The sequence below is a fragment of the Nostoc sp. C96 genome (assembly GCF_059384975.1).
On the sequence record NZ_CM182020.1, the window covers coordinates 6,198,506 to 6,224,500 of the forward strand.

Sequence of the window (25,995 nt, forward strand, 5' to 3'; positions counted from 1 at the left end):
CTGTAGTGGGTACTCTGACTTATAGGATCTCACTACAAAAACAGGCGGCCATTTATGTATAAACAACATCAACTTCGTCAGTGGTATTGCTGCTTTTCTAGCTTGGGGTTTCACCGAGTGATCAATTGGCGGAAATCGCATTTAACAATTATCTCAGCGGCCTCGGCGTTTTTGGTGTTGGCTGCTCCATCCGTAATAAATTTACCAGCAAGCAGAGTATTGGCAGAGAATGTCATCTCTCAGGATTTAGATGCAGCTATTTATTACCAAAAAGGAGTGACACTCTATAACCGTAAAGACTTAGACGGTGCAGAATCTGCATTTCGTCAAGCATTAGAACATGACCCAAATATTGGCATGGCGCGGAATTACTTAGGGAATATTCTATTAAGACAAAATCGCTTAGATATAGCTGTTCAAGAATATAGCGAAGCAATTAGAATCAACCCGAATCAGAGTGAAGTTTATTACAACTTAGGGTTAGCGTTACAACGACAAGGTCAGAAAGAAGCGGCTGTTACAGCTTACCGCCAAGCTTTAGTCATTGAACCGAAAATGGCAACCGCGCAATATAACTTAGGTGTAGTACTGCAAGAACTAGGACAACCGCAAGAAGCGATCGCAGCATATCAGCAAGCGGCTAATCTTGATAGCAGTAATGATAGTGCATTTTTTAATTTAGCGATCGCCCTCCAAGAACAAGGAAAATTAGAAGAAGCGATCGCAGCTTATCGTCAAGTTATCCAGCTAGATCCCAAAAATACTGCCGCTTACAATAACATGGCTGGTTTGCTGGTAGTTCAAGGTCAGGCTACCGAAGCAATTACTGTTTATAAGCAAGCAATTCGCCAAAACTCTAAAGATGCCACCGCATACCATAATTTGGGCATCACTTTATACAATCAAGGTGAACTCAAGAAAGCGAATGCAGCCTTGAAAAATGCGCTGAATAACTACCGTACACAAGGAAACACCGAACAAACTGCCAAAGTTGAACAATTAATGCAGCAAATTACACAGCAAATTGCTCAACAGAAATTACAAGAACAACAACAGCGTCAAGCTGGCAAAAAACCTGCACCTGCTGAGAATGTAGCGACACCAACAGAACAACCCACTCCAGCAACTCCAGGCACAACACCAAGTAATTCCAGTGATGTACCTGTATCTTTAGAGCAATCCACTAATTAACAATGGTGAAGTGTGAAGGTTGAAATTGATATTTCATACTTCACACTTCATACTTCACATTTTTTTCTGACTAAATGGCATTTCCGCATTAATTTGCTCAATTTCCTGCTGTTCTAGTTGATTCACTTCTCTAATATAAGGAAGTAAAATTTGCGCTAAACGATGATTGTAAAAGCGATGAAGGCTGTAATTAGGTGCAGCCGGGAACCCACGCCGTTTTTTGTGCCTTCCACCCGCACCAGGATCGAATATTTGGATATTATGAGCGATCGCCCACTCTATTGGTGTGTAATAGCAAGCATCAAAATGCAGGCAATCGATTTCTTGAAAACTCCCCCAATAGCGTCCATATAATCTATCGTCTTTATAAAGGCAAAAAGACATACCCACCGGATGGCGATCGTCTTGTTCGCTGTAAGCGGCAAAAAATACTACTCGGTGGCGATAATCGGCGTGTAGCTGTTCAAAAAATTGTTTGGTTAAATATTTACTCCCCCACCAGCCAAACTTATCACAAGTATCGGCGTAAAATTGGTACATCAATGGAAACAAAGATTTAGGAATTTCATCACCTGTCAGTGGTTGAAGTCGTAAACCAACCTTCTCTACAGCTTTGCGTTCCCGCTTAATATTCCGGCGCTGATTGGCGTTGAACACTGCTAAATAGTCATCAAAAGTATTAAATCCGAGATTTTCCCAGATGTAGCTGTGGTGTAACCAAGAACTAAACCCATTGCGTTCTAAAACAGGCCGCCATTCAGGATCAACGTAGAGAAAGTGACAGCCAGAAATTCGATGTTTAGTGCAGAAAGCGTCAATTTCATGCACCATCATGGCGGTGATTTCATCTTCATCTTCTCCTGGTGCAATTAAGAAACGATAACCTTCCGCCGGTGTAAAGGGAGCCATCCCCAAGAGTTTGGGATAATATTGGACACCGATGCGATCGCTTAATTCTGCCCATTGATGATCAAAGACAAATTCACCGTAACTATGTCCTTTTAAATAAAAAGGTGCAGCAGCAATTAAGGTTCTGTCTCGCCACAGGGTTAAGTGATTGGGCAACCAGCCAGTTTTATCTGTCGCACTGTGAGAAGTTTCCAGATTTTTTAACCATTGCCACTCTAAAAATGGAGTCTTCAAGGGCAATGCTAAAGCATCCCAGGCGTTTTGGGGTACTTCAGCGATTTTGTTAATCCAAGCAACAGAATAGCGCGGCTTAAGTTGTTCCACCATCTTTTTAGAAGATTAGGGACTTGGAAGTAAAAAGGCAAAAGCTTTTTGACTTTTACCTTTTTACTTTTTACTTTATTTAGTCTAATGTTCGTTGCACCTGATAGTGTAAAAAGACTTCTTGCTCAACTTGTTCAACTGCCAAAAGTTTGAGCCGAGGAGCCAAATTAGCGAAAAATCCTTGTCCTTCAACTGGCGTGGGTGCTGTAGTACCACCCAAAATCAAGGGGCAAATAGTCAACCAGAATTCGTCTATTAAATCTGAGTGAATCATAGAAGCTACTAATTGACCGCCACCTAAGACTACTAGGCGTGTTATATGTATAGATGCCAGATATTGCAAAGCAGCTGTAGTGTCAATTGTTCCTGTTGAGGTTTCAAAAACTAAAATCTGTTCAAATTCTGAGCGTCCTTGCCAAACAGTTGCTCCTGCTGTTGTTGTCAATAACCAACGTGGGATAGGTTGTTTAAAAAACTTGATTTCCGGATTAAAATCCGCAGATTGTGTAATGACTATATAAACCGGTTGGGGATCTTACCCTCTTTGATTCGATGTTGCAGCAGTGTTGGATGTGATACGGTAAGTGTCGTACCGTAAGCACGGAGAGTGCCAGCACCAAATAGAACGGCATCAGAGGCAGCGATTTGTTTTTCTAGGTGCGCTTGATCAGCCCCGGAGCCAAATCGAGCAGGCGATCGCCTAAAATCTGCTATTTTGCCATCTGCACTCATTGCCAAAACCACTGTGGTATGAGGACGATGTTGCGCCATTGGGTTGGTTTGATAGTCTAAAGTGTTTTTCTTGCTAGTGTGTTGATTGTAAAAAATCTCCGCCCAGCAAGCTACTGTTTACCAATTTCATCACTTTATTTTTATGCAACATAAGTCGCAGTTACATCTCGCCCATAAGAGTTTTGGTATAACATATTTCTTTTTATGCCTTCATTGTTTGATACTGTTAGGGGTTGTTAATAAAACTCTCCCAACGTCACAAAATGTCTCATTTAGCTAATCTAATTGCATATTGTTTGCTGTTGTGGTTTGCAGATATGAAGTGAGACACCCGATGGCTAAGTCCCGCCAATCGTCATTTAGACGTATTTTAGTAACAAGAATTTTGCTACTGTTTGTCCCAGTGTTACTGCTGGGGGAAATTGTCGCTTTAAATAAAGCCCGTTCTAGCCTACTGAACACTGCCCGTCAAAATCTCACAGAAAGTGCAGTTCTCAAAGGTGAAAAGATAGTTAATGCGATCGCTGCTCTCAAAACCAGTGTATTAGTTACTAGTCAAACATCTATACTGCGATCGGGTTCAGAGGCTGAAGTCCAAGACTTTATCAATCAGGTAGTCAAAGAACTACCAACCTACATTGAGTGTGTACAATTAAGCAATCTGCAAAACGGCGACATCATTGCTAGTAGTTGTGGTGACAAAGTAATTAGAGAACCCAAATTGCCTTTTTTGGCTGATAATCTGGAAATCAAGGCAATATTACCGCCCAAAGCAGGTACAACAGGCCAAAGAGATACAGAAAATCAACTCCAAATAGTACTATCTGCCCCTGTATACAGTCAAAGTGGGCAATTGAAGTATGTTTTCAGTATGCAGTCGTCACTATTCAAGCACACCAAAAATCATCCAGGCTCACTGGCTGGTTCCACATTGGTAATTGCTGACGATGGCACAATCCTCGCACACCCAATACCAGAGAGAATCAACAGCAATATTCAGGAATACCCTGATGCCAAGCGATTGCAAAGCATTATTAAAAATGCCATCACAGGGCAGAGTAATTCTGTCAACTTATCGTTTCAAGAAGGCAAAGAATTAGTCGCTGGTTACAGCGTGATTAGCAATCCCATTGCCCAACAGCCACAACAATGGATTATTTTAGCTGTGACTAGTGTGGATAATGCACTATTTGGTTTAGAGGAAATTAAATTAATCTTAATTGTATTGACAGTTGGTTTAATTGGTGCAACTTTGTTGGCATCGCTATATTTGGCTCCTTACTTGGCAGCACCTGTGGAAGAATTGCGAGATTATGTGCTGAATATTCACAGTCATCATGCAGCCCAAACAGTCCCGCAAAACTTTAAAATTCGGGAATTTAACCAACTAGCACAAGCAATTGATCAGATGTTTGAAAGGCTCAAAGCCTGGGCGGAAGAATTAGAAATTGCTTGGAAAGAAGCCAAAACTGCTAACCAAATTAAAAGTCAGTTTTTGGCTACAACTTCTCATGAATTGCGTAACCCCCTAAATATCATTATTAATTGTGTGCGCCTAGTGAGAGAAGATATGTGCGATAACCGCGAAGAGGAACTAGAGTTTCTCAAACGCGCTGACGAAACCGCCATCCATTTACTAGGCATTATTAACGATTTACTGGATATTTCTAAAATTGAAGCGGGTAAACTCTCAGTTGTTTCCATACCAATGGATCTGCGACAAACTTTGTTAGAGGTAATTAATATCCAATCGGTAACTGTGCAACAAAAAGGCTTACAGTTAAAAATCACCTTGGGTGATGAGCCGATTCCAGTCAAGGCAGATGCAGCTAAACTACGGCAAGTATTAATTAATATTATTGGTAATGCCACTAAGTTTACCGATGAAGGCAGTATTGCGATCGCCGCTACAATTAACAATTACAATCACAATTCTCAAGTCATTGTTTCTGTAACCGACACAGGTTTAGGTATTGAACCTGCTCAACAACACAAATTATTTCGTCCCTTTGTGCGAATAGATGGTGGTTCTACACGTAAGTTCGATGGTACAGGATTGGGATTGGCAATTTCTCGCAACTTAATTGAACTGATGGGTGGTAGCATTTCCCTAGAAAGTGCTGGTCTTAATCAAGGCACAACTGTCAAGATTACTTTGCCAATCATCGATAGTGAGAATGGGGAAAATGGGAAAGTTACCTCTGAAGAAGAGAAAATCACAGAGCTAAACTCCCACGAAGCAACTTCCACTGAAGATAATTATCAATTACCATTAGTAGAAAAAATCTTTAAAGGTTGAGCATTAAATCTCGATTTTTATATTGTTCAGAACCTGCTTAACCTGTTGTTTTAGTTTTCTTAACCTCTGAAGATAAGTTCAAGGTTTATTTAAGTGATATTGCCACAATATTTACTTTGAGCTTTGGAGCTTAGTCTGATGAAATTAACTAACAACTTTGGCATTGCTACTGTTGCGATCGCCTTATCTTTAGCTACGGTTGAAGTTAAGCCCACACAGGCTGCTGTATTTAATTATAATTTCACTGCGAATGTGACATCTGGCCCTAACATTGGTCAATACTTTGGTTCTTTTAGATATGATGACACTAACTTAACTGGTGTCGGGACAGAAAACCTAAACGTGAGTAATGGATTACAATCCGTGGTGTTTGATTATTTAGGTACTCGCTACACAGAAGCTGAAGATTTTGATTTTCCCGCGGGAATTGCACCTGTAGTTAGCTTTAACAATGGTAATTTTGTAGGACTCAGCTACTTAGTCGAAGATCAGTTTTTCATTGGTGATGTCAATACTCCATCAACTACTGGAAATAGATTTTATAGTATTGTGAGCGCTGACTTGTTATCGACCACGGAACAAGGTGCAGTTACTTACACTAGAGTTCCAGAACCCTTGGCACTTTTTGGCACAGCGATCGCCACGGTTACTGGATTTTGGGTAAATCGTAAGAAAAAAGCAGCTGTAATGCAATAAAAATAATAGGGTGGATATGATCATACCCACCCTATTACTCAATTCTCACTCCCGACTCCCTTCAACTGACACTCACAGCGAAGCCTGAATTATCTTTAAACAAATCTGCCACTAATCGGATTCCGGCGCTGGATGCCAATTACAGATGGACGAGGAAAACCTTGGGGTTGATTTTGACCACCATCAGTAGTGGAAATATTGCTAGGCCAGCTACTACCACGAGGAACCGTACGAGTCTGGTTAAATAGTGTACCATCCAAAGCCAGCATTTCTATACTGCGGCTGAGAATCGTACCATCATTAATTGGGGAATCTTCACCGGGATGCTGTACGGAAATAATCAGTGTCTCGCCGACAAAAGTTGGCCCTGTCATTTCACAACGCACAGGCCCTTGAGCAAATGGAAAGACTCTTCCAGCATCAGGCCCACTGGTGGGGATAAAGAACAGCCAGTTATTACCAAACACACCTGTGAAATTGGCTATATTACCAGTACTTGTGTGATTGATAGTTATAGGACTACCAGCTGCACCCACGTTGAAACCGTTATGGGTACCTGTAGACATATCCGTTACACCCCAAACATTGGCTTGATTGTCAAATACAAGGTTGTCTATACTGGCAAAACCAGCACCATTTACTGATCCAGCTTCGCCACCTTGAGCAAATCTTTGCCATCTAAAGGTGAGTCCGGTGCTATCAGCACTGTCTTCAATGATTTTGTAAAGTCCACCTGACTGTTGAGTAGCATTTACATCAGCGCTTAACTTAGCAACTTGAAAAATGCGGGAGTCAGGATAACCATCACTACCAGGCGCACCATCAGTATAGGAGATGAACACTTCTCTTCTATTGATGGGATGTATTTCCAAATCTTCTGGACGGGCTGTAGGAGTTCCCCCAGCTAAGTTTGCTGCTAAGAAAGCATCACAGAGAACTGCACCTTGAGTGGGATAGAAATCTGCTAGTGTTCTACCTTGATATTGGGGTAAAGCTGTAGCTTCGTTAGTGCGATCGCAATTAAATCCGCCACCATCGATAGTTTGTCCTGCTATCCCGTTACGTCTGGGTAGTGGTAAACGACCATTGTTTTGTGCTAAACCACGCGCTGCAAATTCAACAGACGAAATGATTGAAGGGGAGATGGGATTTGTGGGGGTGTTTAAACGTAATGGTATCCATTGACCCGTACCATCTGGATTGTAACGAGCTACATATAAAGTACCTTGTTCCCACAAATTACTATTAGCTTTACTGTTTGGCGAAGTAACAACCCCATCACTGACAAACTTCCATGTGTGTCCACCGCGTCTATCGTCACCCATGTAAGCAACTAATTTTCTACCAGCTTCAGCACGCATGGTAATGTTTTCATGGCGGAAACGACCCAAAGCAGTATGTTTCCGAGGACGGAAACCAGGATTCACTGGATCAATTTCTACCATCCAGCCATATTTTTCGCCAACTAAACCAAACCTTTCGCCAATTGTCTCAGGGGTGTAACCTGTTTGGCTACCATTGGGTAGGACTGCTTCTGTCACTCCCACAAAAAAGGCAGAACCACCTTGAAAGTTTTCTTCCGCAGTTAATATTGTTCCCCAAGGACTTGTACCACCAGAACAGTTAAACCCAGTACCAATAATTTTGTTACCCAGTCCATCAGCATTTACACTTTCAAATACTTGAGTAGCAGCAGGGCCAGTCCCATATAAATAATTTTGGTCGCCTTGCTGATAGCTGAGAGTTCCCCAACTAGTAACGCTTTGATATCTATCGGTTCTTTGGCGATTAATTCCCAAACCAGACAGACCATGAATCCGGCGATTTCTCGGATCTCTAACTACGGTATAACGTCTAGCAGAGTTGCGGCGAGAAATGCGGATAATAGAGCCGCCTACGTTGTATAGAAATTCTCCATCTAGTTCCACACCTCTGGCTGCTGGTAAAGACCGACCAATGACTGGTGGAAATGTTGTTGGTAGCCCTTGAACATCAACAGGTGCTTCTGGTGCTAAATCAGAAAGGGGAAAACCAACATATTCATGATTAACCCACAAAAAGCCTTCATCATTGGTTCTACCGAGAGGAATGAAACCAGTGTAATCGCAGTTGTAACCAAAGTATTCATCAGGGTTGGGAAACACGCGATCGCCCCAACTGACAATCACGTAACGTTCATATTCTGGTGGTACTACAACATCATCAATAACGTTATAGCTAGGCAAATTAGGAGTTGTAGATGGAGCAATATTCTGCCCTTGTCCAATTCCTGTTGGTAAAAAACTCCTTTGAGTTTGATAAATCGGTAAAGGATGAGGTAAACGTACTGGCGTAAAATTTAGTGGAGTTGTTGTTGCCTCTGCGACACTAGACAAACCTGTTAAAAGTTTGTCTCCCAATACAGCAGCCCCTGCACTACCACCAAAAAATATGAGAAGTTGTCTTCGACTGAATGTAGACATCAAATTATCCTCTGTTGTATTAGGAGAAATTTACTAGTAACCAACTCTTTTTCAAGCTGAATAAATAACTCAAACTATGTGAGTTTTGCCAATTTCAAACTTTAGTAACCCCAGGTTAAAGTGCAGGTTAATCCTAATTTTTATTTTTAAAGTTCCACACTATACCCTAGATTTTGATTAACTTAATTAACAATAATTATTATTGGGTTATCTTATGGTTAACGAAAAATTATCTCTGTCTTTATAGGCATAATTTCTCATATTGCTCATAAAAAAATCCCCGACTTATTCAAGAAGCCGGGGATTTTCACCGCAGTGAGAAAACCGAAAATATTGATTATTGATTAGAAGCTGTAGTGGGATTGAGAGGAATTAAAGGCTGCTTAGACATTGTGTCTAATCCTACCGATCGCAAAATATCATCCCAATCTCGGACTACAGTTAAATCATTGGGATGGGCTGCACGTAAATCAGCCAAAGTTTTTAGAGTATCATGCCAATAACCATTTTCTGCATAGATGAGTACACGTTGTTTAGGTGTTGCTGTTTGTAATTTATTCGCTACATTTGGTGTTAGTTCTACTCGTTCGATCCAGCCACTAGCAATGGGATCGCCACTGCGATCGCCATTGGTGGAATCACACAATAGAGAAAAGCGCCATTGATACTTCTTCCCCACTTCTAACCCCGTAAAATCCCCTGGTAAGCCATAGCTCATGATGCCAGTGCTGGCTGTTACGGGTAAAGTTTTGTCGAGTAATTCTTCTCCGGCTTCATCCCTAAGTAAAAATTCGGCTTGCTGGGCTGAGGTTTGGGGAACATTCACAAAAAATGTCGGGCGATCGCTAACTGTTAATTCTACAGGAATTTGATTAGCTGCACTCTTGGGTGGTTTGGGGGGTAATACTCCACTAATATCTTGTGGACTGCATTTTCCCCGCGCTGCACCTGCTTCCAGATTACGAGAACCACGAATTCCTGGCACTTTAAATTTTAATAGGGAACGGCGACGGGGAAATAATCTGGGTGTGGAACGCGGAAGACTGAATTGAGCAACATTATTCGTGGGTGCTGCGATGCTGGGGATTCCACTGAGAAGTAAATCTGGAATGAGAGTTAAACCTAGTGTAATTAATAGTAAGTTTTTTTTGAGCATATTTTTAACAATATGTATGTTTATATTAATGACTATTTCATAGTATTTAAAGTTTCATTTTGTGAATCTCTCTGCTTAAATTTAGTGAATTTAGGATTAATATAGCCTCAGTGAAATCACTATAGCACTTCTAAATAATCATATTCCTGACTTCTTTAAGAAGTCGGGCATCTGTGAGTCTATCGATTTTTATCAATCAATTTTATTTAGAAATATTAAATAGCCAATGACAGACTAAAGAAAAACAGGTAATTTGGACGCACATTAACTAAATTTTTTTGACAAAAAAGAAATTCATTACAGCCAAAATTTTTTGAGGCAATGGGCTATTCTTTAACATTTACACTTTAGCTAATCAATCAAGAGGTAACACCAATGCTCGGTCAAGATTCCCAACATCGCAATTTCCGTCAAACGGTTTTAACCATTGGCGGGACAGTAGTTGTCACCAGTGTAGCGATCGCCGGATTAATTTTAGGATTGCGAGAACTGGGTAGTTTGCAGGGAATGGAGTTAGCTGCATTTGATTGGTTAATGCGATCGCGTCCAGATGAAGGAGTAGACAATCGTTTTTTAATCGTTGGTGTGGATGATACAGATATCCAAACCCGCAAAGAATATCCCATTGAAGACGGCACAATGGCGCAGTTACTAACAAAACTCGAAGAACACGAACCGCGTGTAATTGGGATTGATATTTTGCGGGACGTGAAACAAGGTACAGCCGCAGGTCGGACAGACTTAATGCAAACATTATCAGCAAACGAGAATATTGCCGCAGTCTGCGTCGTGAGTAAAGCCGATTCTCCCGGTATCGCCGCCGCACCAGGGATTCCCGAAGATAGAGTTGGAGTCGCAGATTTTCCCGTAGATGCTGGTGGTACAGTCCGTCAAGGGATGATTATTTCCATTCCTAAAGCCTCCAAACTGCCAAAACCTAGCGAACATATCTGCAATATCGCCGACCCCGAAAACCAATTACCATCTCTGAGCTTTCAAATGGTGGTGCGTTATTTAGCCGCCCAAGGAATTGAACCAGAACTGACAAAATCTGGGGAATTAAAGTTTGGTTCTACCGTTCTCAAACGCTTAACGCCAAAATCGGGTGGATACCACAACATCGATACATCAGACTACCAAATACTACTTAACTATCGTTCTGGCAAAAATGCTGTCAAACAAGTGTCCCTCAGTGATGTTCTAGCAAATAAAGTTGACCCAGCGTTGATTAAAGACAAAATTGTCATGATTGGCTACACTGCCCAAATTGTCAAAGATACTTTTTATACACCCTATAGTGCAGGGTCAGCGGATAGTCAAAAAATGCCAGGAGTAGTAGTTCACGCCCAAAATGCTAGTCAGATATTAAGTGCAGTTTTGAATAAACGACCTTTATTTTGGTATTGGAATGAATTACAAGAAGGCTTATGGGTATTTGCTTGGTCACTAGTCGGCGGATTTTTAGCTTGGCGCATTCGTAAACCTTGGCTGTTGATCTTGGGTGGAGGGGTAGCGATCGCTATATTATTAGGAACCAACTATATCATATTTATCCATGCTGGTTGGATACCTTTAGTACCACCAGTTTTAAGCCTTTTAGGTAGCGCTGTTGCTGTTGTTTTAATAGATAGATATGCCGCTACAATTGTGAAAACAGTTAAAGGCTTCCTCAAAATTAATATTGATATTGACGAAGACAAAAAAAATCAAGAAGTCGCGGCAATTACCGAAAGTGATTACTTTTTAGAATTACAGCACAAGGCTAAAGATTTGCGGGTTCGGGAGAATGAAGACAAATTATCTCTTACAACTACACCTGTTGTGAATGATTTCGATAATCATAATCTTTTACCTGACACAATCATTAATAAACCCTCAAATATCGAAACTACAGACATAGATTACTTACAACAAGTACGCGATAGGCGCAACAAACTTAACTCCCAGGAAACTTTACTTCCTCAAACCTCAAACAATAACTTAGAAATAACCACAACCCCAACAACAATTGAAGAACCAGACGAATTAGAATACTTAGCAGATTTACAACGTCGTAGTAAAAAATTGAAGGAAAATAAATAATCATCATGAATTACCAAGAACCTGCCGAATCATTACTCCAAAATAGTAAGTTAGATATCATAGATTTACCTGACGAACAACGACAACTTGTTAATTGGATAACTCGCCAGCAAAAAGTTAGTCTATCAGAAGTAGCAAGTCATCTGAATATTACAGAAGAACTAGCACAACAACAGCTACAAATATTAATTAACCAAGGATTCATTCAAGAATCAGAAGATAGTCAATTAGTTTGTTATCAACCCCGCTTTGCTACCCAAAAGAAAAGTAAGCTGAGTCAGAATATATGGGATAAACTCTAAACTATATAGATTTATCCTCAGTATTTTGCTATGTCATAGCATTTCACGAAAAAAATGATACAAATTTATCGGTTTTCCATTCTTTCCCCTTGCCCCCTGCTCCCTGCGGTCTATTTGTATCAAACTTAAAGTGAAACAGTATTACTCTGCGCTCTCTGGGTTTGGGCGATTCGCTAAAAGAAAATCACTTTTATCATGTCAAAAATTGTATCTATCCACTCATTTCGCGGCGGTACAGGTAAATCAAATTCCACCGCTAACCTAGCAGGAATAGTTGCACGTTATGGTTATCGGGTTGGGATTGTTGATACAGATATCCAATCTCCAGGTATTCATGTTTTGTTTGGTTTTGATGATCAGAAAATCAAATATTCCCTCAATGATTATCTTTGGGGACGCTGTAATATTGAAGAATCTGCCTACGATGTTAGCTCAACTTTAAGTCAAACAGTAGGAGCTAAGGGACGTATTTATCTCATCCCTTCGAGTATTAAAGCTAGAGATATTACCAAAGTTCTGCGAGAAGGATTTGATTTTAATTTACTCAATGAAGGCTTTCAAAAACTACTAGTTGCTTTGAAATTAGATTATTTATTCATTGATACCCATCCAGGACTTAACGAAGAAACCTTACTTTCAATTGCTATTTCTGATATTTTAGTGCTGATTCTCCGCCCCGATCGCCAAGATTTTCAAGGCACAGCCGTCACAGTAGAAGTAGCCCGCAAACTAGAAGTCCCAAAAATGTTGTTGTTAATTAATAAAGCACTCCCAGCCCTAGATTTTGATGCACTCAAGCAACAGGTAGAAAAAACATATAACGCACCTGTCGCTGGTGTTTTACCACTTTCCGAAGAATTGATTCAACTAGCTAGTAGCGATTTATTTTGTTTACGTCATCCAGAACATCCCTTAAGTCAAGTTATGACTAAGGTAGCCAAAATGATTATCCAATAGACATTTTTCAACTCTATTACCAAGGATTACCAATCATGGTAAAAGCTGCCCAAAAATAGGGATGAGTTAACTTTCTATCACCAAGTTCTAGTAGGACTGGTGGTAATGCTACATCACCACGCGCAGTTCTCAGCCTACCCATTTCTATCCGCACTTGGCCTTTGAGCATGGCGACTTGCGCTCGTCGCAAAGCTTCGGCTTTGATAGGCGCTTGTTTCAACTTTTCATAAAATTGAGTCATCAATCCGAGAGTACCTTCATCGGAAACATACCATAAACTCGCCAATGCAGACTTTGTCCCAGCTTGCACCGCAAAGCCAGCAAAACCTAATTCTGCATCTTCGTTACCCAAGGCTGTACGACAAGCACTCAGCACCACTAATTCTACAGGTGGGTTATTCCAGCCGAGTTGACGGATTTGATCCATTCTCAGTTGAGTGTCCCACAATTGAATATAAGAGTTATTCGGCGCACCTGAGTTAAATTCTCCATGAGTAGCAAGATGAACAATCCCGAAGGCTTTTTGCTGTCGTTGGGCTTTGAGATTTGTTAAAGTGAAGGCTTCATTTAAGAAAACTCTACCAGGCCAAAGCTTTTGAGTGATAGTAGTCAATTCTGAAGGTACAGATGGTAATGGGTCTTGATTCATAAATTGCGATGCACCCATCCCTAAAACTTCAGATTTTTTAATATCAATATATTGAGTATCTGTCAGGCTCAGACTTGGCATTAAACCAACACTATAGTTTTCAATTAGATACTGTTTACCATCATAAAGTGCGGCTATGGGCATGGTTCGCAAACCTGCATCTACAATAAAAACTAGATTATTAATTTGCCTTGCTTGCAGGTTATATTTCAGGGGTGCAATTAACCAGTTGTATAATTTTGTAGCAGGAGTAATATAGCTGTTTAACAAAGTTGCTTGAGTGACATTGTTGGTAAACTGTTTACTCATAGCTAAGACTTGCGATCGCGTCACATTAACTACTTTCCGAATCGGCTCACCCTTACCTGTAACTACTAATAACTCTAAAACATCATCGTCTTGAGGTGTGAGTTTTTGTTCTGGCAAAACATCTCGTTTGAGTGTTTTCGGTATAAAAGAAACATAAATTAAAGCAGGTTTCACTCCTGTAGAATTTTCAATATTTACTAAAATCTCACTAGCTTCTTTAATACCTTTAATTGGCGGTGTACCTGTACCTAAATATCTCGCAAACTGGTTAGTAAATCTTGCATCTATTTTAAATATATCCTTATCTATTCCTGCATCTAAAGAAGATTGATTTTTCTCTAAAATTGGTATACTAGCAGTTTTCTTTTCTTCTGTCTCAGAATCAACCACATTAGTTAGGTCTACATTCAGCAGATTATTCGTTGCGGGATTGAAAGGATTATTTGGCTCTAAAGGAGGAGGATTATTTGTTTCGGGATTAGGTTGGGGATTATCTGTTTCAGGATTAGGTGGAGGAATAATTATTGGTTGTCGCGTTATATTAATATTGATTGATTGCGGTGCAGATTCCGAAACACCATCACTTGCTTTAATCGTAAAAGCAGGTACTCGGCCTACAGAACCTCGTTGGGGAGTATAAACTAAAACGGTATTTGGATTTAGAATATTTCCAGGCGTAACTGGTGTCCCATCTTGGAAAGTTACAGAACCAGACAATATCCCATTAAAAATTATTTGACTGACATCATTATTAATATCATTAGTATTGAGATTTAATGAACCAAAAGTAAATGTAACAGGTCGATTTTGGCGTGTATTAATTACACTATAATTGTCTGTTAAAGTAGGTGGTGTGTTAACAGAATTAATAGAAATTAAGCTAGGAGTACCTTCTGCTCGTCCGCCTAGTGGAATGACAGGAAAAATGTGAATTGGGGATGTGGGAGAAATTTGAGAATTGTCACTGTCTAGGATAATTTTTTCACTAGCAGTCTCATTACCAACAATACTTATTTTGCTAACATTAATAGCTGCTGCTGTACCATTCAAGTTAGCATCACCCACAACAAATGGAACGTTATTTACACCTCCATCATGCTGAATCGTAACAGCCCCAGGTTGAGTAAATGCGCTGGTCAAAATTGAATTTCCTGTAGGCTGACCATTATCAAGAATTTCTCCTAATACCCTAACTGTTCCATTGGCTAAAAGATTAACATTACCACCTTGAGCGAATGGGGGTGTATTGTTCAATAAAATACCAGCTTGATTTGGAGAATTTGCATTGATAAACTCAATTTGCTCAACATCAATACTCCTAGCACTTGTATTAATACTGCCAACAGCAATATTGCCATCAGCTATTAAATTGACTGCACCTGCATTAGCAGTCCCTAAAATCAAAGCTGCTGAAGTATCAATATTATTAGTTGTAATATTACTGCCTGCTGTTAAATTAACTGCGCCTGCCGTAGCAGTTTCAAAACGACTGAAAGCTGAAGTATCAATATTATTAGTTGTAATATTACCGCCTGCTGTTAAATTAACTGCGCCTGCCAAACCAGTAAATCTATCAGCAGTGATGATATTTTGAGTTGTGATATTACCTGCTGCCTGAATAGTTACAGTCTTTTGATCGACAATGCTATTTGTAATAACAACATCACCATTGCTAACAGTCAAACCAGAACCAGTTAACTTTACCTTACCATTTTCAATCTGCAAACCAGAAGCATTCCCAACACCACCGCCAGTCAACAATGCTGGTAAAGAATTCCCTGGCAAATTATTATTAGTTGCATTCAGCGGTTGAATTTCTAAACTTAAAGGATTCCCCGCCATACTCAATTTGAGTAAACTACTGCCAGGTACAGCCGCAATTGTGACGTTACCACCAGGCGCTGACAAAGTTCCTGTACTGATGACTGTGCCGCCAAATAAACTTAAATTATTCCCTGATGGCACTGCCAAATTACCTTGATTGAAAATAGCACTAGCGACACTGCTATCAAAAGCGAAACTATTGGGTGTACCGATAAGTTGGCTGTAGTCGTTTGTCCCAACCGCATTTAACCAGTTATTACTACCAAAACCGAGGCGTGTGGCTGTGGTAGCGGTGAATGATGCAGGTACATTTAAACTAGAATTAGCACCAAAGATAATGCCTGCGGGGTTGATTAAGTATAAGTTAGAATTCCCGCCACTAACGCGAATGATGCCGTTAATTATTGATGCTTCGCCACCTGTGACTCTACCTAAGATATTTTGAATGGATGGTTGCGATAAAAAGTTAGCTGTTTGGTTAGCATCTAGTCCAAATTTGCTAAAACTATGAAAAAGGTTGGCCTTATCGCTACTTAAACTACCACCACTAATATTAATATTGTTACCTTGAGTGTTAACAGTTGTGCGTGTACCATCATTGGCGGGGGTGATGTTTTGGGCTTGGACTTTTGCAGGTATTAAATATAAACCTAAAATGATGTTGATAGCTGTTAATGTTTTGACTTGAGATAAATATTTTTGCTGATGTTGTTGAAAAATTATTGGTAATTTGCTTGGGATTTTATTAAATTTAATATGCAAAAAAAAACTTTTAACATACTTATTATGAATTAAAACTCTATGTAAACTTCTTTTTTGATAGTTTAAAGTATACATGAGTTAGTGTGCGTTTAAAAGCTTTATAAATATTAAATTTTGCATATTGCCAATTGGTTAACTTCAAAAAGTTAAGAAAAAATGAATTTTTATATATAAAATTGTTCAATTACTTCTGAATCCATAAAAACCCAAATTATTTAAACGAGAAATTCCCCAACTTATTTAGGATGAATGTATCAGAAATTTGGCAATCTCATCTGGAGAATGAGCTATAAAATCTGCACCGTGGGTTTGTAACTCTTGCTCAGTTCCATAACCATAGGTCACACCAATTGTAGTAATATGATGGTGTTTGGCTCCGATTATGTCGTGTTTGCGATCGCCTACCATCACCACAGTCTCAGGTAAAAGCTTTTCTGTCAGTAAAATATAGTGAATTAAATCAGCTTTGACACTCCGCACTCCATCAAGTTCACTACCATAAACACCATCAAACAGCGGTGATAAGCCAAAATGTTCAATAATCCGTGTCGTGTAAATATAAGGCTTGGAAGTTGCCACAAAGGTTTGATAACCAGCACAACGAATAGCTTGAAGAGTGTCTAAAACTTGCGGATAAAGAGTATTTTCAAATAAGCCAATCGTAGAAAAACGACTACGGTATAGTGAAATTGCTTTTGCCAGCATCGTCTCATCTGAAGTCTTCAGTAGCTGAGAAAAACTGTCTTTAATTGGCGGGCCAATACACCAATTCAATTCATCAGCCTCTGGTGGTGTGTGGCCGAGTTCAGACAGAGCATACTGAATACAGCGAGTAATTCCCGGCTTAGGGTCTGTCAGTGTCCCATCTAAATCAAACAGGATAGCGTTAGCAGGCATAGCTTATACCAGTTATCATACTTACTTAAGAAATTCAGATTTTCTGACTAACTACGTCTCTCTACACTTAGCAATGCAATTCCTAATGTCACCACACCAATTCCCACACTTTGAATCACGCTTAAAGTTTCGCTAATTGTTCCCCAGGCGACTAACGCCGTCAATGCTGGACTACTTGCACCGATAATAGAAGCCTTTGTCGCACTAATCATCCGAATTCCCAAATTATTTAAAGTGTGTCCAGCAAAGCTGACTAAACCTGAAAAAATGCTACCAATCCACATTGGTGTCCAATCAAGTTGAGTACTGGGAATTGGCCAGAACAGTAAGCTAACACCAGAAAGCACCAAAGTAGTGGCAAAACTAATCCAAGTGAAGGGAACTGGATGGAATTTTTCTAAACATTTTTGGGCAATTACACAATAAAAAGCGTAAACAATTCCGGCACCAACACTAGCAATAATCCCTAAAGTAATAGCAGAACTGCTATAGCTAGTAGAAGATGGCGGAATAGTTAGAACACTACCTACTAAAATAATACCCATCACTAGCCAACGAAAAAAGGTGGGGCGATCGCCAAAAAATTTCCAAGCCAGCAACGCCGTAAACACTGGATAAGAAAAGAATAGGGTGATAGCAATTCCTGTAGGAATCAAGCCGATGGCAATGTAGAGTAAGGCAATATACACAAACATCAACACCCCACAGCCCAAGGCTTGTGTGATTACATCTGTGCGATGATGCTTGAACACATCTTGCAATTCTTTCAGCGCCGATGGATATAACTTGAATGCTAAAGAAGCCATGAGTGGAACCACCAGCAGCATCCGCATGAACATCAGCAAGAATGAATTCTGTAAATCCGGTTTAACGTATCCACCGAGTAAAAATAAACCCAGTACGAGATGTTCGGAAAACAAAACTCGCACAGTTACGTTATGAAACGCCAAAACAAAGGAGGATAAAAGAACCGTCAGGATGCCTAACACGCTAAAAAGGTTCCGAATGGACAACCAGATTGTATTGTTAAAGCCACTATTTTTTCTGGCTTATAGTTTTATGTATGCAAATATAATTCGCCTTTAATAATGACAATAATTGTTATTTTAAAAGCTATTCATTAACCAATTGACCGAGACTTTAGCAGTATTACATGGCTATAGGTAAATTTCAAGTCCTTAGAGTATAAACTATATGCTAAACTGATAATTAGAGTATAGGACTTACGCATTGACAGAAAAGCCAAAATAACGGGTGGAGTTTTCAAGGCTAATAGCTAGATTTTTCAATGAGATTTTAGCGATCGCACTCAATTAAAGGTGATTGATAAGAGCCTGAAACAACGTATTTACGTTAATGCACAAGATAGTTATTTTGTACAGTGCGTAAGTCCTAGAGTAATTAAATAATTTATTTCCCAGTTAATAAAGAAAAAGCATGGCTGAACGGGTGATTGGAGGGTGTCTCTGCGGCTATGTGCGATATGAGTACAACGGAGAGCTAGAATCAGCAAATTACTGCCATTGCCAAGATTGTAGGAAGACGACAGGTAGCGCTTTTAATGTTGGGGTACGTGGGCAATCTACCTCGCTCCGTATCATATCAGGTAAAGTGAAAAGTTATACAAAAATGGGAGATAGCGGTGGTAAGGTCATTCGGGAATTTTGCCCAGAGTGAGGTTCGCCACTGTTTACCAAAGCGCCAGCAAAGCCGCAGTTTATCTGGATAAAAGCAGGAAGTCTTGACAATCCGATGTTCGTCAAACCAGTACATCAAATCTGGACTGATTCAGCCGTACCTTGGGCTTACATTGCTGCTAATTTGCCTGGTTTTAGCCGGAATCGTCATATTTAATCTCTGGAAAATTATCTTTAAGATTTTGGTTTCGTCATTTGCATAGATGGACGTTGAGAGAATTCATCATACCACTGAGCAAGTTTGGGATAACTTTGTCGCCATTGCCATTCCGATAGGCGAATTTCTAACCCCAGTGCAGATGCGAGGGTAATGTGAGCCAGCTTGGGTGTTTGGTCGAGTTGATCGGAAACTTTCTCAAAGTATTCTAAGATGCGGAAAGTACGCGATCGCTCTAATTCGATAATTTTGGGTGATTGCTCAGTTTCTGTCCGAAATTTCCGTTCTCTGATCCAGTTACTTATACCATCGATAAATGCAGTTGTTATACCTTCAAGGTGCTGTGAAAATCCATCAGAATAGTCAGCAACAATTTTGATGTCAGGGTTTAAGTGATTAAGATAAGCAGTAATGATGCGAGTTTCACTCAAAATAAATGCGTCATTAGTAACCAATGTTGGCACTTTATTCGCCGGATTGTAATTGAGTCATTCACTGTGGCGATCGCGTACTGTACTGTAACTAGTTGCAGTTGTACTTGTTCAGTTAAATTTAGTTCAATTATTGCCACCCGCACAATGCGGGCATACTGAGATATTTCTGTATAAAAGAGTTTCATGAGTTAATGCAACTTCCTTTATTCACATCTTGCACCTAACGACTAAAGTCGCGGCTACATAGACAAAACCCGCCTACACGGGTTCAGAAACATTGATTTTACGTTAGTCCGCGTAGGCGGACTTGGTTTTTGTAGCCGCGACTTTAGTCGTCGGGGCTAGGTGCAAGATATGTGTTTACATAAGCTGAAGCTGGGCTACAGTTATAACAACTAATAGCCCAGCTACATGAAATTATCTAGCAGTAACTAGATTCTGCACAATTTAAACTGCCACTGGTTCACGTCGATTGTATACCGAAGCATCTCCCTTAATGGCTTCACTTTGCTTACCGTCAATACCCACTGGAGTATCACCAACAATAGTGACTCGCTGAACGTGACGGGGTTGGTTGTCATAGTCAGCCACTGCAAAATGTTGTGTAGCGCGGTTGTCCCAGAAGGCAACATCACCAACTTGCCAACGCCAACGTACTGTATTTTCGGGACGAGTGACGTATGCTTGCAATAATTTGATAATTTCGTCAGACTCATTCTGTGATAAACCACGCAGACGGCGCACGAAACCACCAATAAATAATCCACGTTCCCCAGATTCGGGATGCACACGTACAACTGGATGCAGAGTTTCGTATACGGTTGAAGTAAAAACAGCCCGATGCGCTAGAACATCTGCTGGTAAATCAACTACAGCCGCTGCATAGTCATAGGCGTTGCTATGTACAGCCCAAAGTTGGTCTGCGAGGTCACGTAGTGGAGTTGGTAAGTCTTGATATGCAGTCACAGAGTTTGCCCAAATTGTATCACCACCAGTTGAGGGAATCACCAGCGCCCGCAGAATAGAACCGAGTGGCGGACGATCAACAAAAGTAACATCAGTATGCCAGGTATTGGCGCGGTTGGAAGTGCGGCTGTAATCCAGGTCAAGAACTTCTGGGTGTCCTTCTAGAGAGGGTACTGTGGGATGGGCTGTGGTAATGTCACCGAACCGCCGAGCGAAAGCTACCTGTGCATTTGCATCAAGTGTTTGACCACGAAAGAAAATCACTTTGTGTTGAACGAGGGTGTGGCGAATATCGCTAATTAACTCGTCGCTGAGATTTGCACTCAAGTCAACACCGAGAATTTCTGCACCGATGCGTCCAGCAACTGGTTTGATATCAAAATATTGAGAACTCATGTGATTTTATACTCCAAAGAAATTCGTAAATAAGTTAAAACTTTTGCTCAGACATTAGTCTGTCTGGAAATTCCAATGTTGGCGGAATCTCATAGAAAATTCGTGCTAAACGCCAGGGGTAGAGCCGCCATCAACCAAAATTTCTGCGCCTGTTATCGAAGCAGCTAGGTCAGATACTAAAAATAATGTCAACGCGGCAATTTCATCTGGCGGTACAATTCTGCCGAGAGGAATTGTTTGCAAACTTTCAGCTTTGGCTTTTTCTACACTAATTCCCTGTGCTTGAGCATTTTGCTCTGCTAATCGTTCTGCGCGTTCGGTTGCTGTCGCACCCGGAGAAATCGCATTAATCCGAATGTTGTGTTGGGCTAATTCTTTCGAGATTCCACGAGTGAAGTTGAGCAAAGCGGCGTTAGTTGTTCCACCGGGAAGGAAACCTGGACGGGGTGTTCTACCTGCACCGCCAATGATGTTGACAATGCGACCATCACGGCGACTTTTTTGATGAGGGACAACGGCTTTAACTAAGCGAATGTAGCCTAATAACTTTAAATTCCAAGCATCGAGGAATACATCATCGCTCAAATCGAGGAATGAGCCAGCACGGGCTGAACCAGCGTTATTAATCAAAATATCAATTTGACCAAACTGAGCCAAAGTTGTAGAGACTACTGTATCTATACTTTCTGCTTGAGTGAGGTCAGCCCTGATGGCAATTACTTTCGCTCCAGGGGTGGGTAGAGATTGAATGGTGCTGACGGCATTCTCTAGTCTTTCTGGGTTACGTGCTGCGATCGCTACATTCACACCTTCACTATAGAGAGCTTTGGCAATGGCTAATCCAATCCCCGCACTACCACCTGTGACTATCGCTGTTTTCCCTGATAGGTGTAGCTCTAAGCTCATAAAAATTTACGCTCCAATCAAATGGGGAAACACTAAATTTTCAACAACTCATACAATCGCTAATTAAGCGCTGATATTGTCGATTTTGAAGATGGCTTGAATTGCTAACTACGGTAATTTGATAGAATCACCGTAGTAATAGAGCAAATTATCATAATATCAACCTAATAAGCAAGACCTAAGACAATTTGGGATTCTGTGGAAAGTTGAGCCAGTATGTTGCAGAAACAGCATTGTGGGTATTGCTTACCCGACTTAAGCAAACTTTTCAAGATAGATTCAGGATTGCTTACAATGTTTTCATAAAAATCTGCTATATCAGTATCTATCCCAGTGACAATCAATATCTCGCAGTTGATACTAGGTTGATAAGATACCAAATTATAGGGTTCCAGGTTAGTCATCTGGGCAGCTATCTAGGGATGGGTGCTTCGCCACAAGCGAATGTCATCTATCCCTTTAATTAATGGTAAGCAAAATACACCATAAACTTAAACAAAACCAGAAATAACGCGATCGCGCTATTCCTGGTTTTGGCATTTAATTAGATTGGTTGAGAAACTGCTTGATAACAGAATCTAGAGATTATGTTCTACGGAAAGTAACCAAAGAAAGCCACATCTAAAAACGATAGCCTAATCCTGCTTGGAAGCTAACGGCATCAGCATCACTGTTTTTGTAAGCATCAATGCCCCATTTAGCATCACCATAGGCGATGATGTTTTTGCTAACTTCAGATTCTACGCCCAAAGTAACTACAGGTGCATTGCGATTACCTAAAGGGGTGTTGTGACCTTCATTAGTCAAAAACGAATAACCACCACCCAAGTAAACGTTAGTGTTTTTGGCAATGGGCGCATCGTAAGTCACTATAGGCATTAGAGACGTTGTATCACCACCAAACAAAACGGCTCCCCGCAGTGATACAGGCGCATTAGGTACGGCGTAACGTCCTTGTACGTTACCACCAAATTGAGCATCATCGTTTCTTTGTCCGCCACTAGTAGCACCTGCTGCAATCCCTGCGCCGATATAGCTACCGTTAGTACCAGTGGTTTGAGCAGCAGCAATTCCAGCTGAGAAGACAATAGAAGCAACTACAAGAGCAGAAGTAGTTAAAGTTCTGAGTTTCATAAGTTTCTCTCCACTAGAGTTGAGTGCAATCAATGCTCTCTACTACTAGAGTCGCTTTTTTAACCAGTTTCACCCTCCTGCACTCAGGTAGCCGAGTGGGTGAAAAGTCCTTCACCCAATTGGGTGAACTAGAGAAACAACTTAGATTCTCAAAGTTATTTTTTTAAGAAACGCTGACGCATACGGATCACAAAAGTATTTACTTCTGGAATTTTCAGGAGTGAAGCGATCGCACCAAACACCACTAAACCTACTAAACCAGCAATTGACAACTCTATTAACTGAATGACTAGACCTTTTGTACCTAATAATTGCTGACAACCAAATAAAGTCCCATAGCTGGCTATCCCAGCCACAACACTACCACCAGCTAAACCCAAAATTGGCAGACTCCATTCCCGCCAAGGTAAACCGTTAAGCTTGCGGTCTAGTAACCATAACAGCATTAACATCGAACTGCAATTAACACCAACAGTTGCTAATACCAAACCTGGTGCGCCAAAGGGTTTTACAAAAAAATAATCAAGTACAATATTCAGCACAATGTTAAAAACGCTGATGCGAAATGGTGTCTGTCCATCTCCCAAGGCGTAAAATACCCGCACTAACACATCACGCCCTAAGTAAACAAACATCCCAATACCATAAGCCACCAATAACGAAGAAACTAACTGTGTAGCATCTTGCTTAAAAGCGCCGCGCTCATATACTATCTGCACAATTGGTACAGATAACACCACCATTAAAGCCCCCAGTGGTAGCATCGTACAGGCTGTGAGTAATAAACCTTGACGAATGCGTAATTTTAAATCAGGCCAATTGTCTGGTTCCGCTAGTTTGGCGAAAATTGGTAATAAAGGTAACAAAATAATATTAGAAATAATCCCTAAAGGTGTTTGAACTAGCAAATTAGCATAGTTAAAACCAGCCGCAGCACCAGGGATCGGACTGGCAAAATAAAGGTCAGTAGCAACATTAATTGGCATCATCCCCGAAGAAATTGTTGCCGGAGTCATGATTTTAATCACTTCTTGAACGGCAGGAGCTTTAAAATCAAAGCGTAGCCGCAGTGTCCCCAGTCCTAACCGCCACTGCACAATTAACTGGACTACCCACTGAAGAATTGCGCCAGCTAGAGTTCCCCAAGCTAAAACCATTCCACCTATAAAAGCGTACTCTGGCAGAATAATGTTCTTACCTAGTTGCAAAGTTAAAATACCAATACCTACAACTACAGTAATGCTGGATAATAAAGGGCTAATAGAGAGTAACCAATATTGATTGGCAGCATTGAGAGTACCAAAGCCAATGCCAATCAAACCGGAAAATAACGCCATCGGGGCCATGATTTGCAGTTGTTGAATGGCGATCGCGCGTGTCGTCTCTGACAAACCATGACCGACAATATCAACAATCGTATCTGCTAAGAAAACCTGGGCAACAGTTACCAATAAAAGTATGCCACCCACTAATGTTGTGACTGTTTCCACCAAAGGAGCTGCTTCTTGTTGCTTGCGTTTGGCTAACACACTCACAACAGCACTATGTAACGGCCCATTCACACCACCCAGTAATATCAATAAAAATCCAGGAATAATATAGGCATAGCTATAAGCGGTAGCAGCTGCACCAACGCCAAAAGCGGCAGCGATCGCTTGCTGCCGTATCAAACCAAATACTTTACTAATTAATGTGGCTGCGGCAACAATGCCAGCAATCCCAGCAAAAGAACGAGAAGATTTTTGTTCTTGATTAGTCACGAATAATACCTGACAAGTCTGAAGACGGATGAAATTTCTAGGCTAAAAGCTGAAATCCCAAAAATAAATATTTAATTAATATATTTCATACTTCAAACTTTACTCTTCATTCTTTTATTTACAACCCAAACTCTCTCTAGTCGCTACACCTGTAACCGCATTTACTCCATCAGCCCTTTCACACAGCAGTGACACTTGATAGCGGTCAATTAAAGCATCTGTAAAATCCGCACCTGTAATATCAGCATCGTAAAAACGGCTACGGGTTAAAGTAGCTTCGGTAAAATTAGCATTTTTTAAATTAGCACCATCTAAAGTCACACGGTCTACTAAAGCACCTGTTAAGTTAGCGCCTTCTAAATTAGCCTTTAATAAAACACCCTTAGTAAAAATGGCGTTTGTTAAATTTGCTCCTTGGAAGTTTGTACCCCGCATTTCCGCTGCCACAAAAGTTACACCTACTAAATCGGCATTGGCAAAGTCGCGGTTTTCTAAATTGGCATTGCTGTAGTTAATTGTATTAATTTGTGCAAAAGCTGGTCGTGGGCTAAGTATTACCCACAAACCAGCTAAAAGCAGAATTATAATTAAACTTAATAATTTCTGCCAAATCTTTTGCATAACTTTACGTACCTCATTAGTGAGTTATGAGTATAGGACTTACGCACTGTACAAAATAACTATCTTGTGCATTAACGTAAATACGTTGTTTCAGGCTCTTATCAATCACCTTTAATTGAGTGCGATCGCTAAAATCTCATTGAAAAATCTAGCTATTAGCCTTGAAAACTCCACCCGTTATTTTGGCTTTTCTGTCAATGCGTAAGTCCTAGAGTAATAGATCAAGTTTGATTATTTCAAACTTAATAATTTCTGCCAAATCTTTTGCATAACTTTACTAACTTCACTAGTGAGTTATGAGGAAGAGGTTAACTTTGATTGTGTCAAACTTAATAATCTCAGCTAAATCTTTTTCATAGCTTTATAGTCAAGA

General features: G+C 40.4%; 20 protein-coding genes and 1 pseudogene. 7 read left to right on the top strand and 14 right to left on the bottom strand.

Translation table 11 applies throughout. The annotated features are described in order from the left end of the window. Window positions 1–54 precede the first annotated feature (54 nt). The gene (locus AC504W_RS26400; RefSeq protein ID WP_494875175.1) at window positions 55–1,191 is read left to right on the top strand and encodes a tetratricopeptide repeat protein; all 1,137 of its coding nucleotides are present in this window, start codon (window positions 55–57) and stop codon (window positions 1,189–1,191) included. Window positions 1,192–1,245: 54 nt separating this feature from the next. On the opposite strand, the gene AC504W_RS26405 is transcribed toward AC504W_RS26400, so the two are convergent. After that, a complete protein-coding gene (locus tag AC504W_RS26405) occupies window positions 1,246–2,427 on the bottom strand; it encodes a GNAT family N-acetyltransferase (protein ID WP_494875176.1) in 1,182 nt (393 codons plus the stop codon). Between the two features lie 76 nt (window positions 2,428–2,503). Next, window positions 2,504–3,195 (bottom strand): annotated as a pseudogene (locus AC504W_RS26410) (RibD family protein). Window positions 3,196–3,490: 295 nt separating this feature from the next. Here AC504W_RS26410 and AC504W_RS26415 point away from each other — a divergent pair. Together AC504W_RS26415 and AC504W_RS26420 are read left to right on the top strand one after the other, a co-directional pair. After that, window positions 3,491–5,455 (top strand): sensor histidine kinase, encoded by a 1,965-nt coding sequence (locus AC504W_RS26415; RefSeq protein WP_494875178.1) that lies wholly within the window; start codon window positions 3,491–3,493, stop codon window positions 5,453–5,455. 138 nt (window positions 5,456–5,593) lie between these two features. Next, complete coding sequence (locus tag AC504W_RS26420; RefSeq protein ID WP_494875179.1) at window positions 5,594–6,151, top strand: PEP-CTERM sorting domain-containing protein; 558 nt, start codon at window positions 5,594–5,596, stop codon at window positions 6,149–6,151. 95 nt (window positions 6,152–6,246) lie between these two features. Here the strand turns inward: AC504W_RS26420 and AC504W_RS26425 are convergent, their stop codons facing one another. Both AC504W_RS26425 and AC504W_RS26430 read right to left on the bottom strand, forming a co-directional pair. Further along, entirely contained in the window at window positions 6,247–8,613 is a 2,367-nt protein-coding gene (locus AC504W_RS26425) for a PhoX family protein (protein ID WP_494875180.1), read from the bottom strand. A gap of 337 nt (window positions 8,614–8,950) precedes the next feature. Beyond that, complete coding sequence (locus AC504W_RS26430) at window positions 8,951–9,769, bottom strand: DUF928 domain-containing protein (RefSeq protein WP_494875181.1); 819 nt, start codon at window positions 9,767–9,769, stop codon at window positions 8,951–8,953. A 375-nt stretch (window positions 9,770–10,144) separates the two neighbouring features. Here AC504W_RS26430 and AC504W_RS26435 point away from each other — a divergent pair, with 375 nt between their 5' ends. From AC504W_RS26435 to AC504W_RS26445, 3 genes are all read left to right on the top strand, one after another. Next, the gene (locus AC504W_RS26435) at window positions 10,145–11,851 is read left to right on the top strand and encodes a CHASE2 domain-containing protein (RefSeq protein WP_494875182.1); all 1,707 of its coding nucleotides are present in this window, start codon (window positions 10,145–10,147) and stop codon (window positions 11,849–11,851) included. Window positions 11,852–11,856: 5 nt separating this feature from the next. Continuing rightward, window positions 11,857–12,153 carry an ArsR family transcriptional regulator gene (locus AC504W_RS26440; protein ID WP_494875183.1) on the top strand — a complete coding sequence of 99 codons (297 nt, stop codon included), beginning with the start codon at window positions 11,857–11,859 and terminating at the stop codon, window positions 12,151–12,153. Between the two features lie 195 nt (window positions 12,154–12,348). Further along, a complete protein-coding gene (locus tag AC504W_RS26445) occupies window positions 12,349–13,110 on the top strand; it encodes a MinD/ParA family ATP-binding protein (protein ID WP_494875184.1) in 762 nt (253 codons plus the stop codon). Window positions 13,111–13,126: 16 nt separating this feature from the next. Here AC504W_RS26445 and AC504W_RS26450 read toward each other — a convergent pair whose 3' ends face one another. The 3 genes from AC504W_RS26450 to AC504W_RS26460 form a co-directional block, all read right to left on the bottom strand. After that, window positions 13,127–16,654, bottom strand: a complete 3,528-nt coding sequence (locus AC504W_RS26450; protein ID WP_494875185.1) for a CHAT domain-containing protein — start codon at window positions 16,652–16,654, stop codon at window positions 13,127–13,129. Window positions 16,655–16,894: 240 nt separating this feature from the next. Beyond that, on the bottom strand, window positions 16,895–17,551 hold the full coding sequence (locus tag AC504W_RS26455; protein WP_494875186.1) for an HAD family hydrolase: 657 nt from the start codon (window positions 17,549–17,551) through the stop codon (window positions 16,895–16,897). Window positions 17,552–17,598: 47 nt separating this feature from the next. Beyond that, the gene (locus AC504W_RS26460) at window positions 17,599–18,540 is read right to left on the bottom strand and encodes a DMT family transporter (RefSeq protein ID WP_494875187.1); all 942 of its coding nucleotides are present in this window, start codon (window positions 18,538–18,540) and stop codon (window positions 17,599–17,601) included. Window positions 18,541–18,988: 448 nt separating this feature from the next. On the opposite strand from AC504W_RS26460, the gene AC504W_RS26465 reads away from it, so the two are divergent. Continuing rightward, window positions 18,989–19,228 carry a GFA family protein gene (locus tag AC504W_RS26465; RefSeq protein ID WP_494875188.1) on the top strand — a complete coding sequence of 80 codons (240 nt, stop codon included), beginning with the start codon at window positions 18,989–18,991 and terminating at the stop codon, window positions 19,226–19,228. A gap of 194 nt (window positions 19,229–19,422) precedes the next feature. Here AC504W_RS26465 and AC504W_RS26470 read toward each other — a convergent pair whose 3' ends face one another. The 7 genes from AC504W_RS26470 to AC504W_RS26500 all read right to left on the bottom strand — a co-directional run bounded on the left by AC504W_RS26470 (window position 19,423) and on the right by AC504W_RS26500 (window position 25,622). Continuing rightward, window positions 19,423–19,869: a glutathione S-transferase family protein gene (locus tag AC504W_RS26470; protein ID WP_494875190.1), complete on the bottom strand. Its 447-nt coding sequence runs from the start codon at window positions 19,867–19,869 to the stop codon at window positions 19,423–19,425. Then, window positions 19,833–20,024, bottom strand: a complete 192-nt coding sequence (locus AC504W_RS26475; RefSeq protein ID WP_494875191.1) for a thioredoxin domain-containing protein — start codon at window positions 20,022–20,024, stop codon at window positions 19,833–19,835. The genes AC504W_RS26470 and AC504W_RS26475 overlap by 37 nt, the downstream gene beginning before the upstream one ends. Before the next feature lie 262 nt (window positions 20,025–20,286). Beyond that, window positions 20,287–21,201 (bottom strand): TauD/TfdA dioxygenase family protein, encoded by a 915-nt coding sequence (locus tag AC504W_RS26480; RefSeq protein WP_494875192.1) that lies wholly within the window; start codon window positions 21,199–21,201, stop codon window positions 20,287–20,289. Window positions 21,202–21,306: 105 nt separating this feature from the next. Further along, window positions 21,307–22,107: an SDR family oxidoreductase gene (locus tag AC504W_RS26485; protein WP_494875193.1), complete on the bottom strand. Its 801-nt coding sequence runs from the start codon at window positions 22,105–22,107 to the stop codon at window positions 21,307–21,309. A 621-nt stretch (window positions 22,108–22,728) separates the two neighbouring features. Next, complete coding sequence (locus AC504W_RS26490) at window positions 22,729–23,241, bottom strand: outer membrane beta-barrel protein (RefSeq protein WP_103125203.1); 513 nt, start codon at window positions 23,239–23,241, stop codon at window positions 22,729–22,731. Between the two features lie 155 nt (window positions 23,242–23,396). After that, window positions 23,397–25,001, bottom strand: a complete 1,605-nt coding sequence (gene murJ / locus AC504W_RS26495; protein ID WP_494875195.1) for a murein biosynthesis integral membrane protein MurJ — start codon at window positions 24,999–25,001, stop codon at window positions 23,397–23,399. A 114-nt stretch (window positions 25,002–25,115) separates the two neighbouring features. Further along, the gene (locus tag AC504W_RS26500) at window positions 25,116–25,622 is read right to left on the bottom strand and encodes a pentapeptide repeat-containing protein (protein WP_494875196.1); all 507 of its coding nucleotides are present in this window, start codon (window positions 25,620–25,622) and stop codon (window positions 25,116–25,118) included. Window positions 25,623–25,995 lie beyond the last annotated feature (373 nt).

Coding starts and splice junctions, on each gene's coding strand:
- AC504W_RS26500 (WP_494875196.1), bottom strand. CDS start 25,622: ATGCAAAAGATTTGGCAGAAATTATTAAGTTTAATTATAATTCTGCTT.
- AC504W_RS26425 (WP_494875180.1), bottom strand. CDS start 8,613: ATGTCTACATTCAGTCGAAGACAACTTCTCATATTTTTTGGTGGTAGT.
- AC504W_RS26440 (WP_494875183.1), top strand. CDS start 11,857: ATGAATTACCAAGAACCTGCCGAATCATTACTCCAAAATAGTAAGTTA.
- AC504W_RS26420 (WP_494875179.1), top strand. CDS start 5,594: ATGAAATTAACTAACAACTTTGGCATTGCTACTGTTGCGATCGCCTTA.
- AC504W_RS26480 (WP_494875192.1), bottom strand. CDS start 21,201: ATGAGTTCTCAATATTTTGATATCAAACCAGTTGCTGGACGCATCGGT.
- AC504W_RS26485 (WP_494875193.1), bottom strand. CDS start 22,107: ATGAGCTTAGAGCTACACCTATCAGGGAAAACAGCGATAGTCACAGGT.
- AC504W_RS26445 (WP_494875184.1), top strand. CDS start 12,349: ATGTCAAAAATTGTATCTATCCACTCATTTCGCGGCGGTACAGGTAAA.
- AC504W_RS26465 (WP_494875188.1), top strand. CDS start 18,989: ATGGCTGAACGGGTGATTGGAGGGTGTCTCTGCGGCTATGTGCGATAT.
- AC504W_RS26400 (WP_494875175.1), top strand. CDS start 55: ATGTATAAACAACATCAACTTCGTCAGTGGTATTGCTGCTTTTCTAGC.
- AC504W_RS26435 (WP_494875182.1), top strand. CDS start 10,145: ATGCTCGGTCAAGATTCCCAACATCGCAATTTCCGTCAAACGGTTTTA.
- AC504W_RS26405 (WP_494875176.1), bottom strand. CDS start 2,427: ATGGTGGAACAACTTAAGCCGCGCTATTCTGTTGCTTGGATTAACAAA.
- AC504W_RS26455 (WP_494875186.1), bottom strand. CDS start 17,551: ATGCCTGCTAACGCTATCCTGTTTGATTTAGATGGGACACTGACAGAC.
- AC504W_RS26415 (WP_494875178.1), top strand. CDS start 3,491: ATGGCTAAGTCCCGCCAATCGTCATTTAGACGTATTTTAGTAACAAGA.
- AC504W_RS26490 (WP_103125203.1), bottom strand. CDS start 23,241: ATGAAACTCAGAACTTTAACTACTTCTGCTCTTGTAGTTGCTTCTATT.
- AC504W_RS26430 (WP_494875181.1), bottom strand. CDS start 9,769: ATGCTCAAAAAAAACTTACTATTAATTACACTAGGTTTAACTCTCATT.
- AC504W_RS26475 (WP_494875191.1), bottom strand. CDS start 20,024: ATGAAACTCTTTTATACAGAAATATCTCAGTATGCCCGCATTGTGCGG.